Annotated in this window: 18 protein-coding genes; 10 read left to right on the plus strand and 8 right to left on the minus strand. The window is 60.3% G+C overall.

Features of this window, described 5'->3' with window-relative positions:
• Positions 1-153 precede the first annotated feature (153 nt).
• Genes frc through BTO02_RS11420 form a run of 5 tightly spaced genes read left to right on the plus strand, consistent with a single transcriptional unit; the run spans position 154 to position 6,251 of the window.
• The gene (gene frc / locus BTO02_RS11400; RefSeq protein WP_075157130.1) at positions 154-1,404 is read left to right on the plus strand and encodes a formyl-CoA transferase; all 1,251 of its coding nucleotides are present in this window, start codon (positions 154-156) and stop codon (positions 1,402-1,404) included.
• A 46-nt stretch (positions 1,405-1,450) separates the two neighbouring features.
• Positions 1,451-3,163 (plus strand): oxalyl-CoA decarboxylase, encoded by a 1,713-nt coding sequence (gene oxc, locus BTO02_RS11405; RefSeq protein ID WP_075157131.1) that lies wholly within the window; start codon positions 1,451-1,453, stop codon positions 3,161-3,163.
• 43 nt (positions 3,164-3,206) lie between these two features.
• Positions 3,207-4,397, plus strand: a complete 1,191-nt coding sequence (gene yfdE, locus BTO02_RS11410) for a CoA:oxalate CoA-transferase (protein ID WP_075158791.1) — start codon at positions 3,207-3,209, stop codon at positions 4,395-4,397.
• On the plus strand, positions 4,398-5,084 hold the full coding sequence (locus tag BTO02_RS11415; RefSeq protein WP_075157132.1) for a YoaK family protein: 687 nt from the start codon (positions 4,398-4,400) through the stop codon (positions 5,082-5,084). It begins immediately after the preceding gene.
• Positions 5,085-5,135: 51 nt separating this feature from the next.
• Positions 5,136-6,251, plus strand: coding sequence for an alpha/beta fold hydrolase (locus BTO02_RS11420; protein ID WP_075157133.1), 1,116 nt, complete (start codon positions 5,136-5,138; stop codon positions 6,249-6,251).
• 82 nt (positions 6,252-6,333) lie between these two features.
• Here the strand turns inward: BTO02_RS11420 and BTO02_RS11425 are convergent, their stop codons facing one another.
• Positions 6,334-6,621: a DUF1330 domain-containing protein gene (locus BTO02_RS11425; protein ID WP_075157134.1), complete on the minus strand. Its 288-nt coding sequence runs from the start codon at positions 6,619-6,621 to the stop codon at positions 6,334-6,336.
• 284 nt (positions 6,622-6,905) lie between these two features.
• On the opposite strand from BTO02_RS11425, the gene BTO02_RS11430 reads away from it, so the two are divergent.
• Positions 6,906-7,685, plus strand: a complete 780-nt coding sequence (locus tag BTO02_RS11430; RefSeq protein WP_075157135.1) for an alpha/beta hydrolase — start codon at positions 6,906-6,908, stop codon at positions 7,683-7,685.
• A 119-nt stretch (positions 7,686-7,804) separates the two neighbouring features.
• Here BTO02_RS11430 and BTO02_RS11435 read toward each other — a convergent pair whose 3' ends face one another.
• The 4 genes from BTO02_RS11435 to BTO02_RS11450 all read right to left on the minus strand — a co-directional run bounded on the left by BTO02_RS11435 (position 7,805) and on the right by BTO02_RS11450 (position 11,785).
• Entirely contained in the window at positions 7,805-8,671 is an 867-nt protein-coding gene (locus BTO02_RS11435) for an NmrA family NAD(P)-binding protein (protein ID WP_075157136.1), read from the minus strand.
• A 47-nt stretch (positions 8,672-8,718) separates the two neighbouring features.
• A complete protein-coding gene (locus BTO02_RS11440; protein WP_075157137.1) occupies positions 8,719-10,032 on the minus strand; it encodes a serine hydrolase domain-containing protein in 1,314 nt (437 codons plus the stop codon).
• Positions 10,033-10,373: 341 nt separating this feature from the next.
• Complete coding sequence (locus tag BTO02_RS11445) at positions 10,374-11,297, minus strand: LysR family transcriptional regulator (RefSeq protein WP_075157138.1); 924 nt, start codon at positions 11,295-11,297, stop codon at positions 10,374-10,376.
• Positions 11,298-11,395: 98 nt separating this feature from the next.
• Positions 11,396-11,785: a TolC family protein gene (locus BTO02_RS11450; RefSeq protein ID WP_332262264.1), complete on the minus strand. Its 390-nt coding sequence runs from the start codon at positions 11,783-11,785 to the stop codon at positions 11,396-11,398.
• A 797-nt stretch (positions 11,786-12,582) separates the two neighbouring features.
• Here BTO02_RS11450 and BTO02_RS11455 point away from each other — a divergent pair.
• The 4 genes from BTO02_RS11455 (at position 12,583) to BTO02_RS11470 (ending at position 16,768) form a co-directional block, all read left to right on the plus strand.
• Positions 12,583-12,972 carry an MAPEG family protein gene (locus BTO02_RS11455; RefSeq protein WP_075157140.1) on the plus strand — a complete coding sequence of 130 codons (390 nt, stop codon included), beginning with the start codon at positions 12,583-12,585 and terminating at the stop codon, positions 12,970-12,972.
• Between the two features lie 315 nt (positions 12,973-13,287).
• Positions 13,288-13,692, plus strand: a complete 405-nt coding sequence (locus BTO02_RS11460; RefSeq protein WP_075157141.1) for a heme-binding protein — start codon at positions 13,288-13,290, stop codon at positions 13,690-13,692.
• Between the two features lie 404 nt (positions 13,693-14,096).
• Complete coding sequence (locus tag BTO02_RS11465; protein WP_075157142.1) at positions 14,097-15,098, plus strand: helix-turn-helix domain-containing protein; 1,002 nt, start codon at positions 14,097-14,099, stop codon at positions 15,096-15,098.
• A 362-nt stretch (positions 15,099-15,460) separates the two neighbouring features.
• Complete coding sequence (locus BTO02_RS11470) at positions 15,461-16,768, plus strand: MFS transporter (protein ID WP_075157143.1); 1,308 nt, start codon at positions 15,461-15,463, stop codon at positions 16,766-16,768.
• A 101-nt stretch (positions 16,769-16,869) separates the two neighbouring features.
• On the opposite strand, the gene BTO02_RS11475 is transcribed toward BTO02_RS11470, so the two are convergent.
• The 3 genes from BTO02_RS11475 to BTO02_RS11485 all read right to left on the minus strand — a co-directional run bounded on the left by BTO02_RS11475 (position 16,870) and on the right by BTO02_RS11485 (position 20,023).
• Positions 16,870-17,208 carry a hypothetical protein gene (locus tag BTO02_RS11475; protein ID WP_075157144.1) on the minus strand — a complete coding sequence of 113 codons (339 nt, stop codon included), beginning with the start codon at positions 17,206-17,208 and terminating at the stop codon, positions 16,870-16,872.
• A gap of 324 nt (positions 17,209-17,532) precedes the next feature.
• A complete protein-coding gene (locus BTO02_RS11480) occupies positions 17,533-18,915 on the minus strand; it encodes an aldehyde dehydrogenase family protein (protein WP_075157145.1) in 1,383 nt (460 codons plus the stop codon).
• An 88-nt stretch (positions 18,916-19,003) separates the two neighbouring features.
• A complete protein-coding gene (locus tag BTO02_RS11485; protein ID WP_075157146.1) occupies positions 19,004-20,023 on the minus strand; it encodes an NADP-dependent oxidoreductase in 1,020 nt (339 codons plus the stop codon).
• Positions 20,024-20,134 lie beyond the last annotated feature (111 nt).

Here is a 20,134-nt window from a genome sequence, read left to right on the forward strand (position 1 = left end):
GCGCGCTCGGCATCGAGCCTCAAGCAACGACATCGGGCGATTTACACATCGAACTGCCTGAACAGTGTCAGCGCGAACGATTGATTTATATCAATCACCGAGTGGGGGGAACCGCACACTATGTAGACGTTCCCAACATTCGAGGCTTTCCAAATGGACCTCCCGCTCAGCGGTATCAAAGTGATCGATTTCACCGGCGTACAGTCCGGTCCCGCGTGCACGCAGATGATGGCCTGGTACGGAGCCGACGTCATCAAGGTGGAGCGCCCCGGCGTCGGCGACGTGACGCGCAATCAGTTGCGCGACATCCCCGATCTCGATGCACTGTATTTCACGATGCTCAACAGCAACAAGCGTTCGCTCGAACTCGACACGAAGACGCCCGAAGGCAAGCGGATCATGGAGCAATTGATCCGCGAGGCGGACGTGCTGGTCGAAAACTTTCACCCAGGTGCGATGGACCACATGGGCTTCACGTGGGAGCACCTGCAGGAGCTGAATCCGCGGCTGATCTTCGGGTCGGTGAAAGGCTTTAACGACGATTCGCCGTACGCGCACATCAAGGCCTACGAGAACGTCGCGCAATGCGCCGGCGGCTCGGCGTCGACAACCGGCTTCTGGGACGGCCCGCCCATCATCAGTGCGGCCGCGCTCGGCGACAGCAATACCGGCATGCACCTGTTGATCGGCCTGCTCACCGCCCTGCTTGGCCGCGAAAGAACGGGCAAAGGCCAACGCGTGACGATCTCGATGCAGGACAGCGTGCTGAATCTTTGCCGCGTGAAGCTGCGCGACCAGCAGCGCCTCGATCGCGTCGGTTATCTCGAGGAGTATCCGCAGTATCCGAACGGCACCTTTACCGACGTCGTACCACGCGGCGGCAACGCGGGCGGCGGTGGCCAGCCTGGCTGGATCCTGAAATGCAAGGGTTGGGAAACCGATCCGAACGCGTATATCTATTTCACGATTCAGGAGCAGAACTGGCCCGAGACCTGCGACGCAATCGGCAGGCCGGAATGGATCGACGATCCCGCGTACGCAACGGCAAAAGCGAGACAGCCGCACATCTTCGACATCTTTGCCGAGATCGAAAAAGTGCTCGCGGATAAAACGAAGTTCGAGGCCGTCGACTATCTGAGCAAGTTCGACATTCCTTGCGCGCCGGTGCTGACCATGAAGGAGATCGCCAACGATGCGTCGTTGCGAACTAGCGGCACCATCGTCGAAGTGGAGCAGGAGAAGCGCGGCAAGTATCTGACGGTAGGCAGTCCCATCAAATTCTCGGGATTCACGCCGGTCATCAAGGGCGCGCCGCTGCTTGGCGAGCACAACGAGGAGATTCTCGCAGCGCTCGGTTATTCGAAGCAGCAGATCGACACGCTGCGCGAAACCAGAGTGATTTGACGCGCCTACCCTTCACCGCCGCTCACTGACCCGAACGAGATGCAAAATGGCCGATTCTCCGACTCAAGATACGATGACGGATGGTTTTCATCTCGTCGTGCAGTCGCTCAAACTCAATGGCATTGACACGATCTACGGTGTCGCCGGCATTCCCATCACCGATCTCGCGCGCCTTGCGCAGGCCGAAGGCATACGCTACCTCGGATTCCGGCACGAGCAGTCCGCCGGCAACGCCGCGGCGATTTCCGGCTACCTGAAGCAATGGCCGGGCGTCAGTCTGACCGTGTCGGCGCCGGGCTTCCTCAATGGGCTCGTGGCCCTCGCGAACGCGACGACCAACTGCTTCCCGATGATTCAGATCAGCGGCTCCAGCGACCGCTCGATTATCGATCTGCAGCAAGGCGACTACGAGGAGCTCGACCAGCTCAACGCAGCGAGGCCATTTGCGAAGGCGGCGTTCCGGATCAACCGGCCCGAAGACGTCGGTATCGGCGTCGCCCGCGCGATTCGCGCGGCAGTCTCGGGCCGTCCGGGCGGCGTGTATCTCGACCTCACCGCCGCCTCCCTCGCCGCGACGATCGATGCCGATGCCGCCCGACGCTCGCTCGTGAAAGTGGTGGACGCAGCACCGCCGAGACTTCCGTCGCCGGCCTCCGTCGCGCGGGCGTTGACGCTGCTCGCGGGCGCAAGACGTCCACTTGTCGTTCTTGGCAAAGGGGCCGCTTACGCGCAAGCCGATGCTGGACTTCGCGCGTTTCTCGAGGAAACGGGTATTCCCTATTTGCCGATGTCGATGGCTAAAGGGCTTTTGCCGGACGACCACCCTCAGTGCGCGGCGGCCGCACGCTCTTTCGTGCTGAGTCAGGCCGATGTCGTGATGTTGATCGGCGCGCGTCTGAACTGGTTGCTCGGCCACGGCAAAGCGCCGCAATGGTCGCCTGATGCGAAGCTGATCCAGATCGACATCGAACCCAACGAATTCGACAGCAATCGCGCCACTGCCGCCCCCGTTGCCGGCGATATCGCGACGACGATAGCGGCATTCGGCGCGGCGCTCGCGGCGACGCCGGTGCGCGCGCCGGCCGCGTGGACCGATGCCATTGCGCAACGGCGCAAGCACAACGAAGAACGCATGGCCGCGAGTCTGAACAGCAACCCCGAGCCGATGACATTCCAGAGCGCATTGCGCGCGGTGCGCGACGTCCTGGCGGCACACCCCGAGGTCTATCTCGTCAACGAAGGCGCGAATACGCTCGACTTCGCGCGCAACATCATCGACATGAAGCAACCGCGCAAGCGGCTCGATGCCGGCACCTGGGGCGTCATGGGCATCGGCATGGGCTATGCCATCGGCGCCGCGGTAACAAGCGGCAAGCCCGTGGTGGCGATCGAAGGCGATAGCGCGTTCGGTTTCAGCGCGATGGAGATCGAAACCATTTGCCGCTACGGCCTTCCGGTGGTTGTCGTGGTTTTCAACAACGGCGGCATCTATCACGGCGACGACATCAATCGCAGCGGCGGGGCGGATCCTGGCCCGACGGCGCTGATGAGCTCGGCGCGCTACGACCGGATGATCGAAGCGTTCGGCGGCAAGGGGCTGCATGTCACGCGGCCCGAGCAGTTGGCGACGGCACTGTCCGCGGCGCTGGCGGCCGGTACGCCCGCGCTGATCAACTGCGTGATCGATCCGCACGCAGGTACGGAAAGCGGGCATCTCAAGAACCTGAATCCGAAAAGTGGACTCGCCGCCGCGCATTGACGATCGGCGCACGCATACGCTTTTCCTTTACGGAGCAACATCCATGGACACGTCGTCAGTCGCCGCGGCGCGACCCGCCGGGCCGTTTTCGGACCTGCTGGTCATCGATCTCACTCATGTGCTGAACGGGCCGTTCGGAACCAATATCCTCGCCGACCTCGGCGCCCGCGTGATCAAGGTGGAGCAGCCCGGGCACGGGGACGATACGCGGCTGTACGGCCCGTTCGTGAACGGACAGTCGCTCTACTTCAGTTTCGTGAACCGGGGCAAGGAAAGCATCGTGCTCGATCTGAAAGCCGATGCCGACCGCAAAGTATTCCTGAATATCGTGCGCAAGGCCGATGTGCTCGCCGAGAACTTCCGGCCCGGTACGATGCAGCGGCTTGGCTTCTCATACGAGGCGCTCTCTGCGATCAACCCCCGGCTGATCTATGCGTCGTCTTCGGGCTTCGGCCAGACCGGGCCGATGGCCAGCTATCCCGCCTACGACACGATTGTTCAGGCCATGAGCGGCATTCTCGACGCCACCGGCTTTCCGGATGGACCGCCGACGCGCGTAGGCACGTCGCTGTCGGATCTGTGCGGCGGCGTCTTCATGTTCAGCGGCATTGCGAGCGCGTTATACGACCGTCAGAAGACCGGCAAAGGCGCGCATGTCGACGTTGCGATGTTCGATGCGACGCTCGCGTTCCTCGAGCACGGGTTTATGTCGTACGTGGCAACCGGACGCGCGCCGGGGCGAATCGGCAACCGGCACCCGTATATGGCGCCTTTTGACGTTTTCGAGGCGCGCGACCGGCAGTTCGTGATCTGTTGCGGCAACGATTCGTTGTTCCAGAAACTGTGCCATGCCGTTGCACGGCCCGAGCTCGCGACGGACGCGCGCTTTGCGGACAATCTCGGCCGGATGGAAAACAGCGCCGCCCTGAAGGCCGAACTCGAGCGCACGCTGCGCGGCCAGGACGCATCGCACTGGTTACAGGTCATTCACGAGGCCGGTGTGCCGGTCGGGCCATTGCTCGATATCGCGGAGGCGGCGGCCTTGCCGCAAACGGCCGCGCGCAACATGGTGATCGAAGCGGGAGGCGTGCGGATGCCGGGCAACCCGATCAAGATCAGCACTTATGCCGATCCGGCCGTGCGGCCGGGTGCGCCGTCGCTCGACGAACATGGCGCATCGTTGCGACACGAGTTCGCGGCCGTCACCGCGGTTCCCGACTGTGCGGGGCGGTAAATGGATATCTCCGTCTCGCGGAGCGGCGCAATTCCGCTGCATGTCAGCGTGCGCCGCGTGGTTGCGCTCACCACGGTGTGCGGATTCGTAGAAGTGATCGGCTATAAGGACGCTGGCGGCATCTATCCGGCGATCATGACCGGCAACACGGTGCAACTGGGCTGGAGCCTCGCGCAAGGTGAGTGGGCGCGCTTCTCGCTGCTTGCGTTCGCCGTCGGGGCGTTCTTCGTCGGCTGCATGATCGCGAGCGCGATCAAACGCCGTCTGAAACGGCCCGCGCTGGAACTTTGCATCATGTCAGCCGTGCTCGTGGCGACCGGTATCGTGCGCGAGCATACGGCGTTGCGCGTCTCCGTCGAGTTGCCGTTGCTCGCGCTGGCGCTCGCGATGCAGGGTGAAACCGTCAGCCGGTTCGGCGCCGTGTCGTTGCAAACGCTGGTGGTGACCAACAACATGGTCAAGTTTTCAGATGCATTCGTTGGGCGCTATTTTGGCGGCCATAGCCCAACGCACGACAAACGTCCCACGCTGGATGAAGTATTGCTGCCGGGCCTTGCGTGGCTGACGTACAGCCTCGCTGCGGCCGCGGGCGCCCTCGCCGCGGGCCTGATGTCGGAGCCGCTGATCATTCCGGCGCTGCTGCTCGTTCTGATTACGCTCGATCTGGTCAGGCTTCCGGAGCACTGACGGATTGCGCCGAACAGGTTCGATCTGCATGTCCGATAAGGATTCGATGAAATGAAAAATTCTTCGCACGCAAAGCACACCATTCCTGTGTTGCCGTTCCTGTGGCCGTTGGCGGCCGGCCTTGCGATGTTCGAAGCGGGCTCGGCGCTATCCGCCAGAAATCTCGCGTTTCTGGTCGAAGAGGAAAAGCTCCATTTCGGGCTGCATCCTGCACTCGCGAGCGCGAACCGCCCGCTACTCGACCTGCGCACGATGGTCTTGCGCGACTATTCGGCCGACGCGGCGCAAGGTCTGCCGACCATTGTCGATGCCCCTTATGCGGGCCACAGTGCGATGATCGCAGACTTCCATCCGGGACAGAGCCTGATGGAGACGCTCAAGACCCATGGCGTCGGACGACTGTTCCTCACCGACTGGAAATCGGCGACGAGCGACATGAAGGATCTCGAGATCGATCAGTACCTGGCGGAACTGAACGTATGCGTCGACGAACTCGGTGGTCGCGCCAACCTCGTCGGCTTATGCCAGGGAGGCTGGATGGCGGCGATGTACGCCGCCCGCTTTCCCGGCAAGGTTGCAAGCCTCGTGCTGGCAGGCTCGCCGATCGACACCGACGCGGGCGACGGGCCGATCAAGCGCATGGTGCACACGTATCCCGAGTCGTTTTACGAGGAGCTGGTCGAGCTTGGCGGAGGATTGATGCGAGGACGGATGATGCTGCGCGGCTGGAAGAACATGCATCCGGACCAGCATTACATCTCCGGGTACGTTGATCTGTATGAGCACATCGACGACCCTGCCTATGTGAAAAAGGAAGAGGCATTCGAAAGCTGGTACGAGAATCCGCTCGATCTGCCGGGACGCTGGTATCTGCAGGCGATCCGGCAGATCTTCAGGGAAAACCGCCTCGCGAAGGGGACATTTGTCGCACTGGGGCGCACGTTGAACCTGAGCGCGATCACGTGTCCCGTCTATCTCCTTGCGGGTGAATCGGACGACATCACGACGCGGGAACAGGTATTCGACGCCGCAAAATATCTGGGCACCCCGCCCGAGCGTGTCGCGAAGCAACTCGTGCCCGGCGGACACATCGGACTATTCATGGGAGCGCGCACGCTAAAGGAAACATGGCCGCGAATTGCTGCCTGGATTTCGACAGCCGCGTAAAGCGCCGAGCACGATACGACTGCGCGCACCCGGAGCAGATTCTGCCTTCGCACTACTGCCGGTCGAGCGACGCAGCGTTTCGTCACACACCTTCGACGAGAACGGCGCGATAACGCGCACCCTTGAACCGGTGCTGCGCGGCTTCCTGGTACGCCGGACTGTCGTACCAGGCACGCGCGGCGGCTGTCGACGGAAACTCCACGATCACGACGCCCTCGGGCGCTTCGCCCTCGAGAACCTGCTGAGGACCGTACGCAGCGAGGATCTTGACAGGATGACCCTTGAACGTCTCGCCGACCTTGCTCTGGTAGATGTCGAGTTCAGCCTGATCCTGCGTGCTTTCCTTCGTGAAGACAATGTAAGTGGCCATGGGCGTAGGCTCCTGCGATGGTGTGAGGAGCGACGATGATGCCATGAAACTACGCCGGGCTTCGATCCGCCGCGCCGGCGCAGATGTGGACAGCTCATCCCGGCGCGAGAACAACCCCAATCCGGGCAAGCGGTCGTTTAGCGACGTGGCATTGCAAAGCACCGGCCCTGCGCTTCGTCATTTTTTTGTAATAACCAGGTAACCGCCAGGTTCGAACCGCGCCCTTAGACTTTCCTCATGTTGTTTCAACACCATCGCAGCAACATCAACGAAAGGAGATCGGCATGAAACTCAGCATGATCGGCGCTACCCTCACTGCGCTCTCTTTGACCTTCGCAGCTCACGCGGCGTTGGCCGAAACGAATGCACCTGCCACCCCGGTTCACAATATCGTGCTCGTGCACGGCCTGTTCGCCGACGGGTCCAGTTGGGAAAAGGTCATTCCGCTGTTGCAGGCAAAGGGATTCCATGTGACCTCGGTTCAGAACCCGACGACATCGCTGGACGCGGACGTCGATGCGGTCAAGCGCGCACTCGCCCAGCAGGACGGGCCGACGCTGCTGGTTGCCCACTCGTACGGGGGCATGGTCATCAGTCAGGCAGGCGACGACCCGAAGGTCACAGGCCTCGTCTATATCGCAGCACGCGCGCCCGAAGCCGGCGAAGACTATCCGGCGCTGACGCGCAAGTTCCCGGCTGCCCCGGCATCGGCAGGACTGCAATGGTCCGCGGACGGCTATGGCAAGCTTTCCGAAAATGCATTCGTCAAGGACTTCGCAGGCGACCTGCCGACTGCGGAGGCCGAAAAGTACTACGCGGTGCAGCAGCCCATCGGCAAGGCCATCACCATGGCCAAAACAACCGTCGCGGCATGGCACGACAAACCGACATGGTATGCCGTCTCGACCGAAGACCGCACGATCAACCCGGATCTCGAACGATTCATGGCGAATCGGATGAAGGCGCACACGATCGAGATTCCTTCGTCGCACGTATCGCTGATCTCGCATCCGCAGGAAGTCGCTAATCTGATTCTGGAAGCGGCGGGCCAGCCGGCGAAGTGACGAATGACCGAGGGGGCGGCTTTCGCAATGAGGAGTGGTTATGCTCCTGTTGCGAAGCGCCCTGTTTGAACGGATTGCACCCGGTAACGCGATATTCCGCCGCCGCCTGATGCGCGGGCTTATCGCGCCTGTGAGACGAGCGCGCGCAAAACAGTCTCCAGTTCCACTTCGCCCTTCACAATGTCGGCCTCGTCGCCTTCGAAGGTGATCCAGCCTTCGTTGAACCCATCGAGCATGCGGATACGCGGCATGGGCTCCTTCATGCCTTGCGAGCGGAACAGCGCCTCCCACGTGTCACGCTGGACGACTTCCGCGACGACTGCGTGGCCGAAAATTCTCGCGAACGTGTCCGCGATTTCGATTGGGGTGACACGCCGTGGTCCTTCCAGCTCGACGACACGCATACCGCTCCAGGTCCGCTGAAGGAGTTGCGCGGCGACTCGCCCTACGTCCGCGGTAGCAACCATGGGCACGGCCTTGTCGAGCGGCTGCAGGAAGCTCGCGATCACCCCGTTGTCCCGGGCAGTCGCGACGTCCCATGCGGCGTTCTCCATAAACCAGCCCGGCCGCAGAAATGTCACGGGCATCGGCAAGTGGCGAAGTGCCTGCTCCATCAGCGTGCGCTGCGTCAGTAGATTGGTCTCGGTGGCCTGCGCGCCAATCGTAGAGAGGCAGACGACTTTTTCCGGCCGTGCGGCCTGAAGCGCCGTGCTCACGGCATTGATGACGACGCGCGCTTCGGGAAAGCCTGGCATCGGGTCAAATTCGGACGGCGGCAGAATGAACACACCCTTCGTACCTTTAAATGCATCCGTAAGCGACGCCGCGTCGTCCATGTTGGCGGTCACCACTTCACACCCGCGCTCGGCCCACTCACGTGCCCGAGCGGGATCGCGCACAACGGCGCGCAGCGCCTCGCCCGCGGCGAGCAACGTGCGCGCCATCGTCCCGCCAACTTTTCCTGTTATCCCTGTGATTGCGTACATTGCTGTTCTCCTTGTGCAGATAGATGTGGGCACCCTGCGAGCGGCGCTCAGGCGTGTTTCAGGCCGCGATACAGCCCCTGCTCGAACTGCCCATACAGATCGACTACACGAGGATCGTAGAAGGGCACTATCTGCGTGAACAGCGTGCCGGCCACTTTCCTGACCGGGTCGACCCAAAAATAGCAGTTCAGCAGTCCCGCCCAGCTGATGCTGCCGGCGCTTCGGCCATGAGGCCCCGGCTGTGTGTTGATATCGAAGGAAAGCCCCCACTTGTGAGGCATCCCGGGAAACTGATCAAAGCTATTCGACCATGCCGGCTGCGCCGTCTTCATTTCGGTTACCTGAAGATTACCGATGTGATTCTGGAACATTGTCGAAACCGTGTCGGCACGCAGGATCCGCTCTCCGCGGTACGTTCCTCCGTTTACCAGCATCTGTAGCAGCGCCATGTAATCGCGTGGCGTGCTGAACGCACCGCCTCCGCCCATAAAGAACTCTGGACGTTGATTCATCTCGAACGGTGCAGGCTTGAGCGACCCGTCGATCTGACGCTCGTGCATCGTTGCCACGTGCTCCTTCTGTGCACTGCCGATAAGAAATCCGGAGTTGTTCATACCGAGCGGCGCGAAAATGTGTTCGCGGAAATAGACTTCCAGCGACTGATCGGTCACGGCCTCAACAAGCTTGCCCACCCAGTCCATGCTGATGCCGTATTGCCAGCGCTCTCCGGGCTCAAATTCCAGCGGTGCCTTGAACGCGCCGTTCATCGAGTAGGCGATATCCGGCATGCCGGTCACCTTTTCGTAACGGGTCAAGTTTTCGCTCCAGATGCTATAGGTAAAACCCGACGTGTGAGTCAACAGATGACGCACGGTTATCGTGTTTCGTGCTGGACGCAGTCGGGGCTGCCCAGAAGCATCGAAGCCGTCCAGCACCTGAGGTGACTTCAGATCCGGAAGGATTTCGCCAGCGGGCTGGTCGAGCTGGATCTTGCCCTGCTCGATGAGCTGCATGCAGGCGGTTGCGGTGATCGCCTTGGTCATCGACAGCAGCCAGAACACCGTATCGGGGGTCATAGCCGTGCCAGCCGCGGGGTTGGCATGACCCGATGCGCCTTCGTAAATAAGGCCGCGCTGCGTGGCGCCCATCGCCACCACACCCGCTACGGTGCCGCTCTCGACTGCGTTCCGCAGGGCAAGATCAATGGGGGCAAACGCCTGGTCGTGTGCCAGAACGCGATTATGCGTTCGAGGCGCCTCTTCCGCCCCTGCTTCGATGGTGCTCAATCCGCCTATGGCGGTGAGGGCCAGGGCGCCCGATGCTCGCTTCAACAGATCGCGGCGGGTGAATCGATCCGTCATTTCATACTCTCCGGGAATGGGAATGCAATGATGAGCGTGACGTGCCCAGCGGACGCGCTTGATGCCTGAAGGCCCAAGATGGGAACGTGACGTGGACTGCATTGTGGGAAAGTACGATAAGAAACAAAATGACACGAATGACACTTATGAAGTGACCAACTGTCACTAATCGATGGCACCGCTGGTGGGTATCAGAGGCGATGCTTCGCGATCGCCAGGCGAACGCGTCGTGTTGAGGTGCCATGCGCCGACATCGAGCGGAACGCTCACGGGTGCGCCCTATTCCTCGTCGATTGCGAAACAAAAGGCACGCATGAATACGTTGTGCTTGCAACGATCTTTCAACGTTCACCCTCGTGTTTAGCCGGAGAACCTAACCATGAGACGACATGGTCGACAAACACGCTCGCAATGCGCCTGTTCCGCTTTCTACTCTGGTAGACCACGCAGATATCGACACCGTAATTCTGTAAGCGATAGCCCGGCAACACCTCGACGAGCGCGCTGTCGTCGAGCGCGGCCTGAACGAACTGACGTGGAAGCACCGCATACCCGCAGCCCGAGAATGTCAGCTCCTGCAACAATTTGGCGTTGTTGCAGACGACACTTGCGGTCGGTTCGATGACCTCGTCCTCGTCGCTATCGGGCGCTCTCAAGCGAAGTGTCGCGCCCCGCAAATCCGCCGGCCGGCCCAGATAGCACAGCCGTTCCAGATCGGCGGGGGTCTTTACCGATGGCATACCGGAGAGATAGCGTGGCGCGGCGACGATCGCGTACGAATGCGTGATCAAGCGGCGCGCGACAACCGAATCCGAAGGAATCAGGTAGTCGGCCAGAATAGCGACGTCAACCGCCTCGTCGATCAGGCTGAACGCGTCGTCCATCGTGAAGAACTCGATGCGGATCGCGGGATATTGACGGACGAAGTCGGAAATTACCGGAACCATGTGGGAGAACGCGACCGCACTCCCCGCCACCACCCTCAGGCGCCCTCGCAGCTCGCGGGTTAGCGAGACCACCTGACTTTCCGTTTCGTCGATCAGTTCGAGCGCCCGCTGGCATCCGTCAAGATAAGTAATGCCGGCGTCGGTTAGCGAAATGCGGCGTGTGGTTCGCTCGAACAGGCGAACGTTTAGCCGTGCTTCGAGTTGAGAAATCGCCCGCGTGATGGTCGGCACGGACGAACCGAGATGCTCGGCGGCGCGAGTGAAACTCCCCGCTTCGGCAACCTGAACGAACACCCGCATCGCGTTGGTTACATCCATGGAGCGTGCTCACAAAAACGATAAATGTTAGATGATCGACCGGGCGCAGTCTCGAGCGCGTCGCACATTTGCACCGTCAACCTGCCCGCCTTCCAGATTCAGGAGGCGTTGCCCGAAAGCGTGGCGACGCCGCCGGAGCCGAGGTCGTCACGGCGCCAGCCGCCTCGCGACGCGCGAATCAAGTCGACGTTCGCGTCGAGCTGCCGGGTCCGGTTTTCGATTACGCAGCGCTGCGCCGTGAGCGCTGCCGTCTGGGCGTCAACGACGTCCAGATAACTGGCCAAACCCTGACGATAGCGCGAAAGCGCGAGATCGACAGCAAGCCCGGCCGCGTCCGCCGCCTGTTGCAACTGTGTGACTGCGGTGGATAGTTGCGCGCGCAACGTCAGATCGTCTTCAGCCTGTCTGGACGATGCGAGCACGACGCTGCGGTAGCGTTTGCCTGATTCCTCGGTCGCCGCCCTCGCGGCGTGCTTCTGGAAAAAGATCTACACCACGCCCAATCCGGCGGCCGGTCGGCCTTCGATGTGCTGCATGTCGGTGGCCGTGGTCGGCAACACGCGCACGAACGGCGCCATGACGCGACCTTTCATCTGATCGGGCGGCAGACCTGTGTACTGCCACACAACAGCGATGACCGGCACGTCGATAGAGGGGAAGATGTAGGCATCCTCAACGCAGACAGGAAGCCGACGACAAGAACGATGATGGCCAACACGACAAACGTATAAGGCTCTTCAATGCGATACGAACGATACCGACCATGCAGTCTCCAACGTGCTGGCAGTTACGTGAGGCAAAGGGGGAAGTGACGGCACGAAAGAATGCTTGTGTTGCAATGAGGGAACAACCATGCTTTCTCTAAAAATCATTTTCAGAAACTCTAAAAATCGAAGCGATCAGACAGTTCCCAACTTGGGTAGGCACGCCGAACGATACTTGGCATGGTTATATGCCCGGAAATAAGGTCTTATGTGTGAATCCTTAGCCCATGCTTCATTCGTCGTGTGTGCGCATGGCCCCCGTTCAGCCTGTCCATTCCTGGCTGGAATTCCGCAATCTCCCGTGATGCCCTCAAAGAGGCTGACAAGATACTCCAAAGATCACCTCAATTTGAGTATCTGAGTCTTTACAACGTGCATATGCATGAATAGCATTTGTCTGGTCTGGAGTCGATGAAGAAGCCGCCAATCTGCGCACTGCCCTGCAGGCTTTGGGTACGACTTTTACAGCGACGGTCAAGGTTGCTCCAGATCCTTTTCACAAACGCAGAATCGCGTTCACCATGCCGTTTCGCACATCACTTATCTTTGCCGGCGCGTTTGCGATGTTCAACCTTTGGCTCGCCTATCGTTGCGTTCGGATTCGCCTGACCGGCCCTGGCGGAGTCGGAGACCTGGGCATCCCCCAACTGCGGGCTCGCATGCGCGCCCATGCGAACTTCGTCGAATACACCCCTTTTGTGCTGATTCTCATGGCGCTGCTTGAGCATTCCGGCGGATCGCAGGCGTGGCTCCGGGGACTCGGCATTCTCTACTTAGTGGGACGCGTCCTGCACGCACCAGGCATGGAACGTCCGAAATTCGCCATGCAGTTCATCGGCGCATTGATTACGTGGCTGGTTCTGCTTGCGCTGGCGATTTGGGCTATCGGGCATGCCGCTGGCGCTCGCTAAAGCGGCTAGGCAGAGGTGCGTGACGCTCAGAGAGCGACGTTCCCGGTGTCAACGCGTTCGTGTTCAACTTTAAGAACTTCTTTGGGATTGAATGTCATGCGCGCCACACAGATATTGGCATATTTTCAGGTGTCCAATATGCATTTTTCTTAGCTACATGAATGTCTCGCCCTGGCAGCGGATATTTATTACCGTGTCAAAACCCTCAGATATTTGCCATTGTTATGAATCGGCAAACCAATGGCGTTGATTCATAGATGACATGAAGTCGTCTGCGCCGAAACACCAATAATTTCACCTGGAAAGGAGTTTAAAATGTATACGAAAGACGTCCTGACAACTTTGGAAATTGGCCAGATAATGGCCTCTGCGCGCGCTGAGGCCGCGCTAAACAAATTACCAGTCAGCATTGCGGTAGTTGACGACGGCGGTCACCCACTCGCGCTCGAAAGAACCGATGATGCCGCCCCGCTCAGCGTCTATGTCGCGATGGAAAAAGCCCGTACTGCTGCCCTTGCCCGCAGAGAGTCGAAGACATTTGAAGACATGATCAACGGCGGCCGCACCGCGTTTCTCTCGGCACCTTCCGTTTGCAGCCTGGAAGGGGCCGTACCGGTGATCGTCAACGGTCGCGTGTTGGGGGCCGTGGGAGTATCCGGAGCGACCGCATCCGATGACGCAAGCGTTGCACGTGCGGGGGCAAAAGGTGTGGTCCCTTGATACTGTGTTTGGTAAGACCTGTAGTGCCTGAGCATAGACGTCGAAGGACGACCGCCTTGATAGAGTTCGATTGCTATCGGGATAGCGCCGGTTCAATCGCAGCTTCGCGCCTTTTCGGAGAATCGGATGTACGCTTCCGTCCACTGTAGTCCGACCAGCTTCGACGGGTTCGGCCGGTTGCGGATTTCGTGCTCTGAAGCATCGTCTCCGTGCTTCCGATCACGCCATCTGCGATGAGCGGCCCCGGTAAGCAGTGCCATGACGTAAGCGGATCTTCGTTTCAATCCATGAATCGGCTATCCGCTTGCTTTCAATGCCACTTCGTCGCCTGAATGAGCCATCGACATGATGCATCGGCGGATCTTTTATTTAATGACAGAATTGCCGTACGCCAGAAGCAACGTATGAATACTGATGACAGGTTTTACACGTGGAATGGCATGCCAGTAGATCATCGCGAATGGGTTAACGAGCTATCGATTCACGGCTGGAAATGCCGCCTCGATACTTCGCAGTTCGGCCCATCGCGCTTGAATATTGCACGTGCAGGTCAGGCTCTCATCTCGAGCGTAGAGGCAGCGTGGTTCGCAGTTTCGCCGGGATCGCCCCATCCCAGTGCAGCCTGGAATGAGGAGCGTCTAATCGTGCAGGTGGTGAAAAGCGGCGTGCTGTTCATCGAACAACTCGGACAAACGTCGGAGGTCGGACCGGGAGATGTTGTGGTGCTGGACCCGCAACGTAGGTTCACTGAGGCGTTTCGCGAAACGACACGCATGTCAGTGCTAAGCATTCCAAAATCCTCCTTACGCGAGCGAGGATTACCCGATAGATTGCCAATGCTTTTGCGCCCAAACCCCGCTTTGGCAGACGTCGATGCAGTGCGCGGCCTGGTGCTCTATCTGGCCTCTTTATCGGACAGGGCCAGCGAGTCGATACTCTCGCGGCTAGGGGAACAGTGTATCGACCTGATGGAAGTCCTTGTCGATGACCGTGCCGATCCAGCCATGCATCGATCGGTCGCGGCTAACACATTGCTCGCGAAACGACACATCGCGCGACATCTCGCCGACCCTGATCTGAACGCCGAGCGAATCGCGGCCGAACTGAATATGTCCAGAAGCACTCTCGAACGGGTATTGCGGGCCAGCGGCCTGTCGGTAATGAGCTATGTGTGGTCGTTACGGCTCGAGCGGGCAGCGCAGCGATTAGTTAGCGATACGTCGCATGGCGCGATAAAAAAAATCCTGTTTCAATGCGGCTTCTCGAACCATGCTCACTTTAGCCGTGCGTTCAAAGCTCATTACGGCATGACACCACGCGAGTATGCGGCAGAACATAAAGAGGCGCGCAGCGCAACGATGCAACAAACGCCGAGACACAATGTGGCAGGCATGGGGCCGTCGTGAGCTGACTCGTTGTCGCCAACGCCACGAAAGCTTTCTGCCATTCCATTTCTTTTGCGGACTGTACTCCTGCGTCGTGCTTGAACGGCATGGCGCCAGGACCATAACGAACAGAGGCCGCACAGCGCCATCAGAGTTTACGGCGAAACATCGGGCACCAGCGGAAGCTCCTGGTGCATCTCGTGAGCTGGATTAAAGGGACTTTGCTAGAAGCCCATTGGCCCTACTGATCGTGGCACCAGATGTTGTTCAAGCCGTCCTGCCTCTGTTGAGCCGGTCGGCAACAAACCGGAACCAGACGTTTTTCAATCAGTCTCGATTCATCCCACCTCCAACGTGTCGTTTCGCCGATAAGATTCCCCACGATGACTACCACCGATACTCAAGCCTCTTTCATCCCCCACCGCCCACTAATGGGCAGCGACCATAGAACGCTTGTGCTCGCGGCGCTCGGCGGCGCGCTCGAGTTTTACGACTTCGTTATCTACGTGTTTTTCGCGGCGGTGATCGGACAGCTGTTCTTCCCCACATCGATTCCCGACTGGTTGCGGCAGGTGCAAACCTTCGGCATTTTCGCGGCCGGTTACATTGCGCGCCCGCTTGGCGGCATCATCATGGCGCACTTCGGCGACCTCGTCGGGCGCAAGCGGATGTTCATGCTGAGCGTGCTGTTGATGGCGCTGCCGACCCTGCTGATGGGACTTCTGCCCACGTACGACGTGGCCGGTCTGGTCGCGCCCGTACTGCTGCTCATATGCCGTGTGCTGCAGGGCGCGGCCGTCGGCGGCGAAGTGCCGGGTGCGTGGGTGTTCGTCTCCGAGCATGTGCCGCGCCGTTACGTCGGTTATGCGTGCGGCACGCTCACAGCCGGTTTGACTGCCGGCATTCTGCTTGGCTCGCTGATCGCATCGGCGGTCAATCATCGCTACGGGCATGAGGAAATCGTTGCGTTCGCGTGGCGCATTCCGTTCCTGATCGGCGGACTGTTCGGCCTGCTCGCCGCCTTCATGCGCCGCTGGCTGCAGGAGACGCCGGTGTTCGTCGAAATGCAGCAGCGCAAGTCGCTTGCGTCCGAAGTGCCGTTGAAGGCCGTGCTGCGCGATCACGGCGGCCCCGTGCTGGTTTCGATGATCCTCACATGGACGCTGACCGCGGCGATCGTCGTCGTGATCCTGATGACGCCGACGCTGCTGCAAAAGCGCTTTCATCTCGACGCCGCGACGACGCTCGCGGCGAACTCGGTCGCGACCTTGTGCCTGACGATCGGCTGCGTGATTTTCGGCTCGCTGGCCGGCCGCTTCGGCGCGGCGCGCACGATTTTCGTCGGTTGCCTGCTGCTTGCGGTGTCGTACTACCTGATGTTCACGCGGGTCGCAGCCGATCCGTCGTCGCTCATTCTGTACTACGCGGTGACGGGCTTTTTCGTCGGCGCTGTCGCGGCGATTCCAGTGGCGATGGTCAACGCGTTTCCGCCGACCGTGCGTTTCTCGGGCATTTCGTTTTCGTACAACGTCGCTTATGCCGTGTTTGGCGGGCTGACGCCGATCGCGGTGTCGCTGATGCTGAAGTCGAATCCGGATGCGCCGCAACTGTATGTGGCTGTGCTGTGCGTCGTCGGCGCGCTCGCGGGCTTCGGCATGCGCGGCTCACGCAGGGCGTATCAGGCGAATTGAACGAAAGGAGAGCCGCGCAATGGAAATACAGCGGCGCGGCTTTTTCATCCTGCAGATTTAGCATCGGCCGGTATTGCTGCCAGCCGAGGTAGCGGGATCAATCACAGCTCCTGCCACACCGCCTGCCCGCTACCGTTGCCGTTGATTGTGAAACGCCAATCGTCTATGAACCGGAACTTCCCGTCAGCGCCCTTTTGTACCTCGATATGCCCTTCACCGCCACAGAGCTTTCCGGCCGCCGTGACTTGCTGGAAGAGCACCTTCAAACGGTCTTCTTGCTCGATCTGGCCGATGATCGCACCAAGCACCACGCCGCCACCGTGGTAGGTCGCGCGGATCACCTGACCGTTCTGCTCGAATGTGAAGATCGTCTCTCCGGCTTTGGCATCACCGGCCGTATTGCTAATCAGGGTAAATTGCTTTCCATCCAGGTCAAGCATATGGGCCTCGCTCGGTTCGTTCGCAGGGTGAATGAATTCCGCTCGTATGACATCGCTCTAGCGGAGGTTGTGAGAACGAGGAAACTATAGGTACAAGCGTCCAAATCAACAATCGTCCAAAATGACAAAAATCGAGTCATTTACGACAGGTGCCCTGCCATAGGAATCCTGGACAGAAACGAGTGTGAATGTTTCGGAGCAGTTCTCCTCTTGAGGCGCGAGGTGTGTGCCGCGCCGGTCTCGGTGGTTTGCATGCGAATGTCATTAAATCCTGCGGGCAATACAATTTTCGCCTTGGCTCGCAGTATCCAAACCACCATATTTTCATGAGGGTTCTATCTGCGCGACACGCACCAGTTTGCGATTGACGAATTCGGCAATGCCCAGTTCCGACAATTCACGGCCGAAGCCAGAATTCTTGACGCCACCGAACGGGACTTCCGGTCCAGCGTTGACAAACGAATTGATGAACACCATACCGGCCTCGATACGATCAGCCACCCGCTTCGCGCGCTCGATATCAGCACTGAATACCGACGAGCCGAGGCCGAATTTCGTTGCGTTCGCGATGTGGATCGCTTCATCCTCGGTGTCCACGACATGAAACGACAGCACCGGGCCAAAGGCTTCCTGATGGAAGAACGGGTTGTCCCCGGCGATATCGGTGATGATGGTCGGTTCGACATAGAAGCCGGGCCGGTTCATGCGCCGGCCGCCGCAAACAATGCGTGCTCCGGCAGCCTTCGCGGCGTGAATCTGCGCAATCAGCCCGTCGACGGCGCGCTCCGACACGAGCGGCCCGATGGCCGACGCCGGATCGGACGGCTCACCCACCGGCAGCGCGGCGTACTGTTCGACCAGTATCTGCAGAATCTGCGCGCCGCGTTCCCTGCCCACGACGATCATCCGCTTGATCGACGCGCAGGCTTGCCCGCTATTGATCATGCGTCCGAGTACACATTGCCTGACCGCCTGCTCGATGGGCGCGTCCTCGAGGACGATCGCAGGATCGCTGCCGCCGAGTTCGAGCACGACTTTCTTCAGGTTGCGCCCTGCCCGTTCGGCGACTGCGGCGCCAGCGCGCTCGCTGCCGGTCAATGTCACGCCACGGATCCGGAAGTCGTCGATCAGACATCCGGCCTGCTCGACGGTGCAGAAGAGGTTCGTGTACACGCCTTCCGGCGTTCCCGCTTCGACGAACAGACGCGCAAAGGCGAGCGCCGATTGCGGCACCTCCTGCGCCTGCTTCATCAGCAGTACATTGCCTGCGGCAATCTGCGGCGCGGCGACGCGCGCGATCTGATAATACGGGAAGTTCCACGGCTCGATGGCGAGCAGTGCGCCGATCGGCTCGGTGATGATGACCGCGTCCGGCACGTCGGGCACCGCCCGCGGCTGCAGAAACGTTCCGGCATGCTTGCCGTAGTAAGCAAGAATATCCGCCGCAAGGTCGACTTCGTAATAGGCCTGGCCGATTACCTTGCCCATTTCCAGCGTGAGTAGACGTGCATATTCGTCGCGCTTCGTGCGCAGAATTTCACCCGCGCGCGCAACAAATTGCGCGCGTTGCGTGACGGGCCGATGCTTCCAGTCGCGGTGATAGCGCTCGTGCGCAACGTGCAGCGCCATCCGTATTTCCTCATCCGTCTGGAACGGAAATTCCTTGAGCAGCTCGCCCGTGGCCGGGTTGACTGTGCGAAAACCCATCGTATTGCTCCTTTGCGCTTCATTAAGTGCGTTCCAGAATTCAGGAACGGAATCGTTGTGTTCGCCGTCGAGGAGTGGCTGCGGATGCTCAGGCCCGCGAGGGAGCGGCAACGCGCACGACAACCTTGGCATCGCTTTTACCGCTGATCACGCGAACCAGCGCCGCCGGCGCATTCTCGAGCCCGTCGACGATCTGTTCGCGGTAGCGCAGTTCGCCCGACACGACGAGTGGTACCGCAAACGCACGCCAGTCGATAAAGTTCTGCGGCCGGTCGTGCACGATAAAGCCCTCGATGCGCAGGCGCTTGCGGACGACCGGGAAGAGATTCGGGCCAGGTGCGGGCTGCATATCGTTGTATTCGGCGACCATCCCGCACATCACCATTCGCCCGAAATCGTTCAGCAGCGGGAAGACTGCGCGCTGCACGGCGCCACCGACATTCTCGAAGTAGACGTCGATGCCTCGCGGACAGGCATCGCGCAGCGCGGCGTGCACGTCCGTGACCGAGCGATGATCGATACATGTGTCAGCACCGAGCTCGTGGCACACGTAGCGGCATTTCTCCTCGCCGCCGGCAATGCCGGTCACATGTGCTCCGGCTCGCTTCGCGAGCTGCACGACCACGGAGCCTACCGCGCCCGACGCGGCTGAAACGACGACCGTCTCGCCGGGCTTCGGCTTGCCGATCTGCGTCAGTCCCGCGAATGCGGTTGTGCCCGGCATGCCAAGGATGCCGAGGTAGGTCGACCACGGCGCACCGCCGTCCGGTAATAAGGTCAGCGCCGATGCCGGGGAAACGATGTGGCTCTGCCAGCCCCGTGCACCAAGTACGATCTGGCCGGGGATAAAGTCGGGATGGCGCGACGCGACCACTTCGCCAATGGTCTCGCCGGTCATCGGCTCGCCGAGCTTCACCGACGGCGCGTACGATCTGGCATCGTCCATGCGTCCCCGCATGTAGGGGTCGATCGAGAGCCATAGGGTTCGGGTGAGAACTTCGCCGTCATCGGGCTCAGGCATTGCGCCCTCGACAACGGCGAAGTTGCCGGCTGTCGGCTCCCCGTGCGGGCGGCTGCGCAGAATGACGGAACGGCTGATTCCGCTCATGGGTTGCATCTCCGTATGAATCGGCAAGCGCAGCGATACGTCGAATTGGACGCAATCTCCATCTGCGATGCGTTGGCTCGATCCTACGGAGGCCCGCGCGAAAGATTAGCG

Origin of the sequence: Paraburkholderia sp. SOS3 (assembly GCF_001922345.1) — a bacterium.
In the GTDB taxonomy this organism is placed as follows: domain Bacteria; phylum Pseudomonadota; class Gammaproteobacteria; order Burkholderiales; family Burkholderiaceae; genus Paraburkholderia.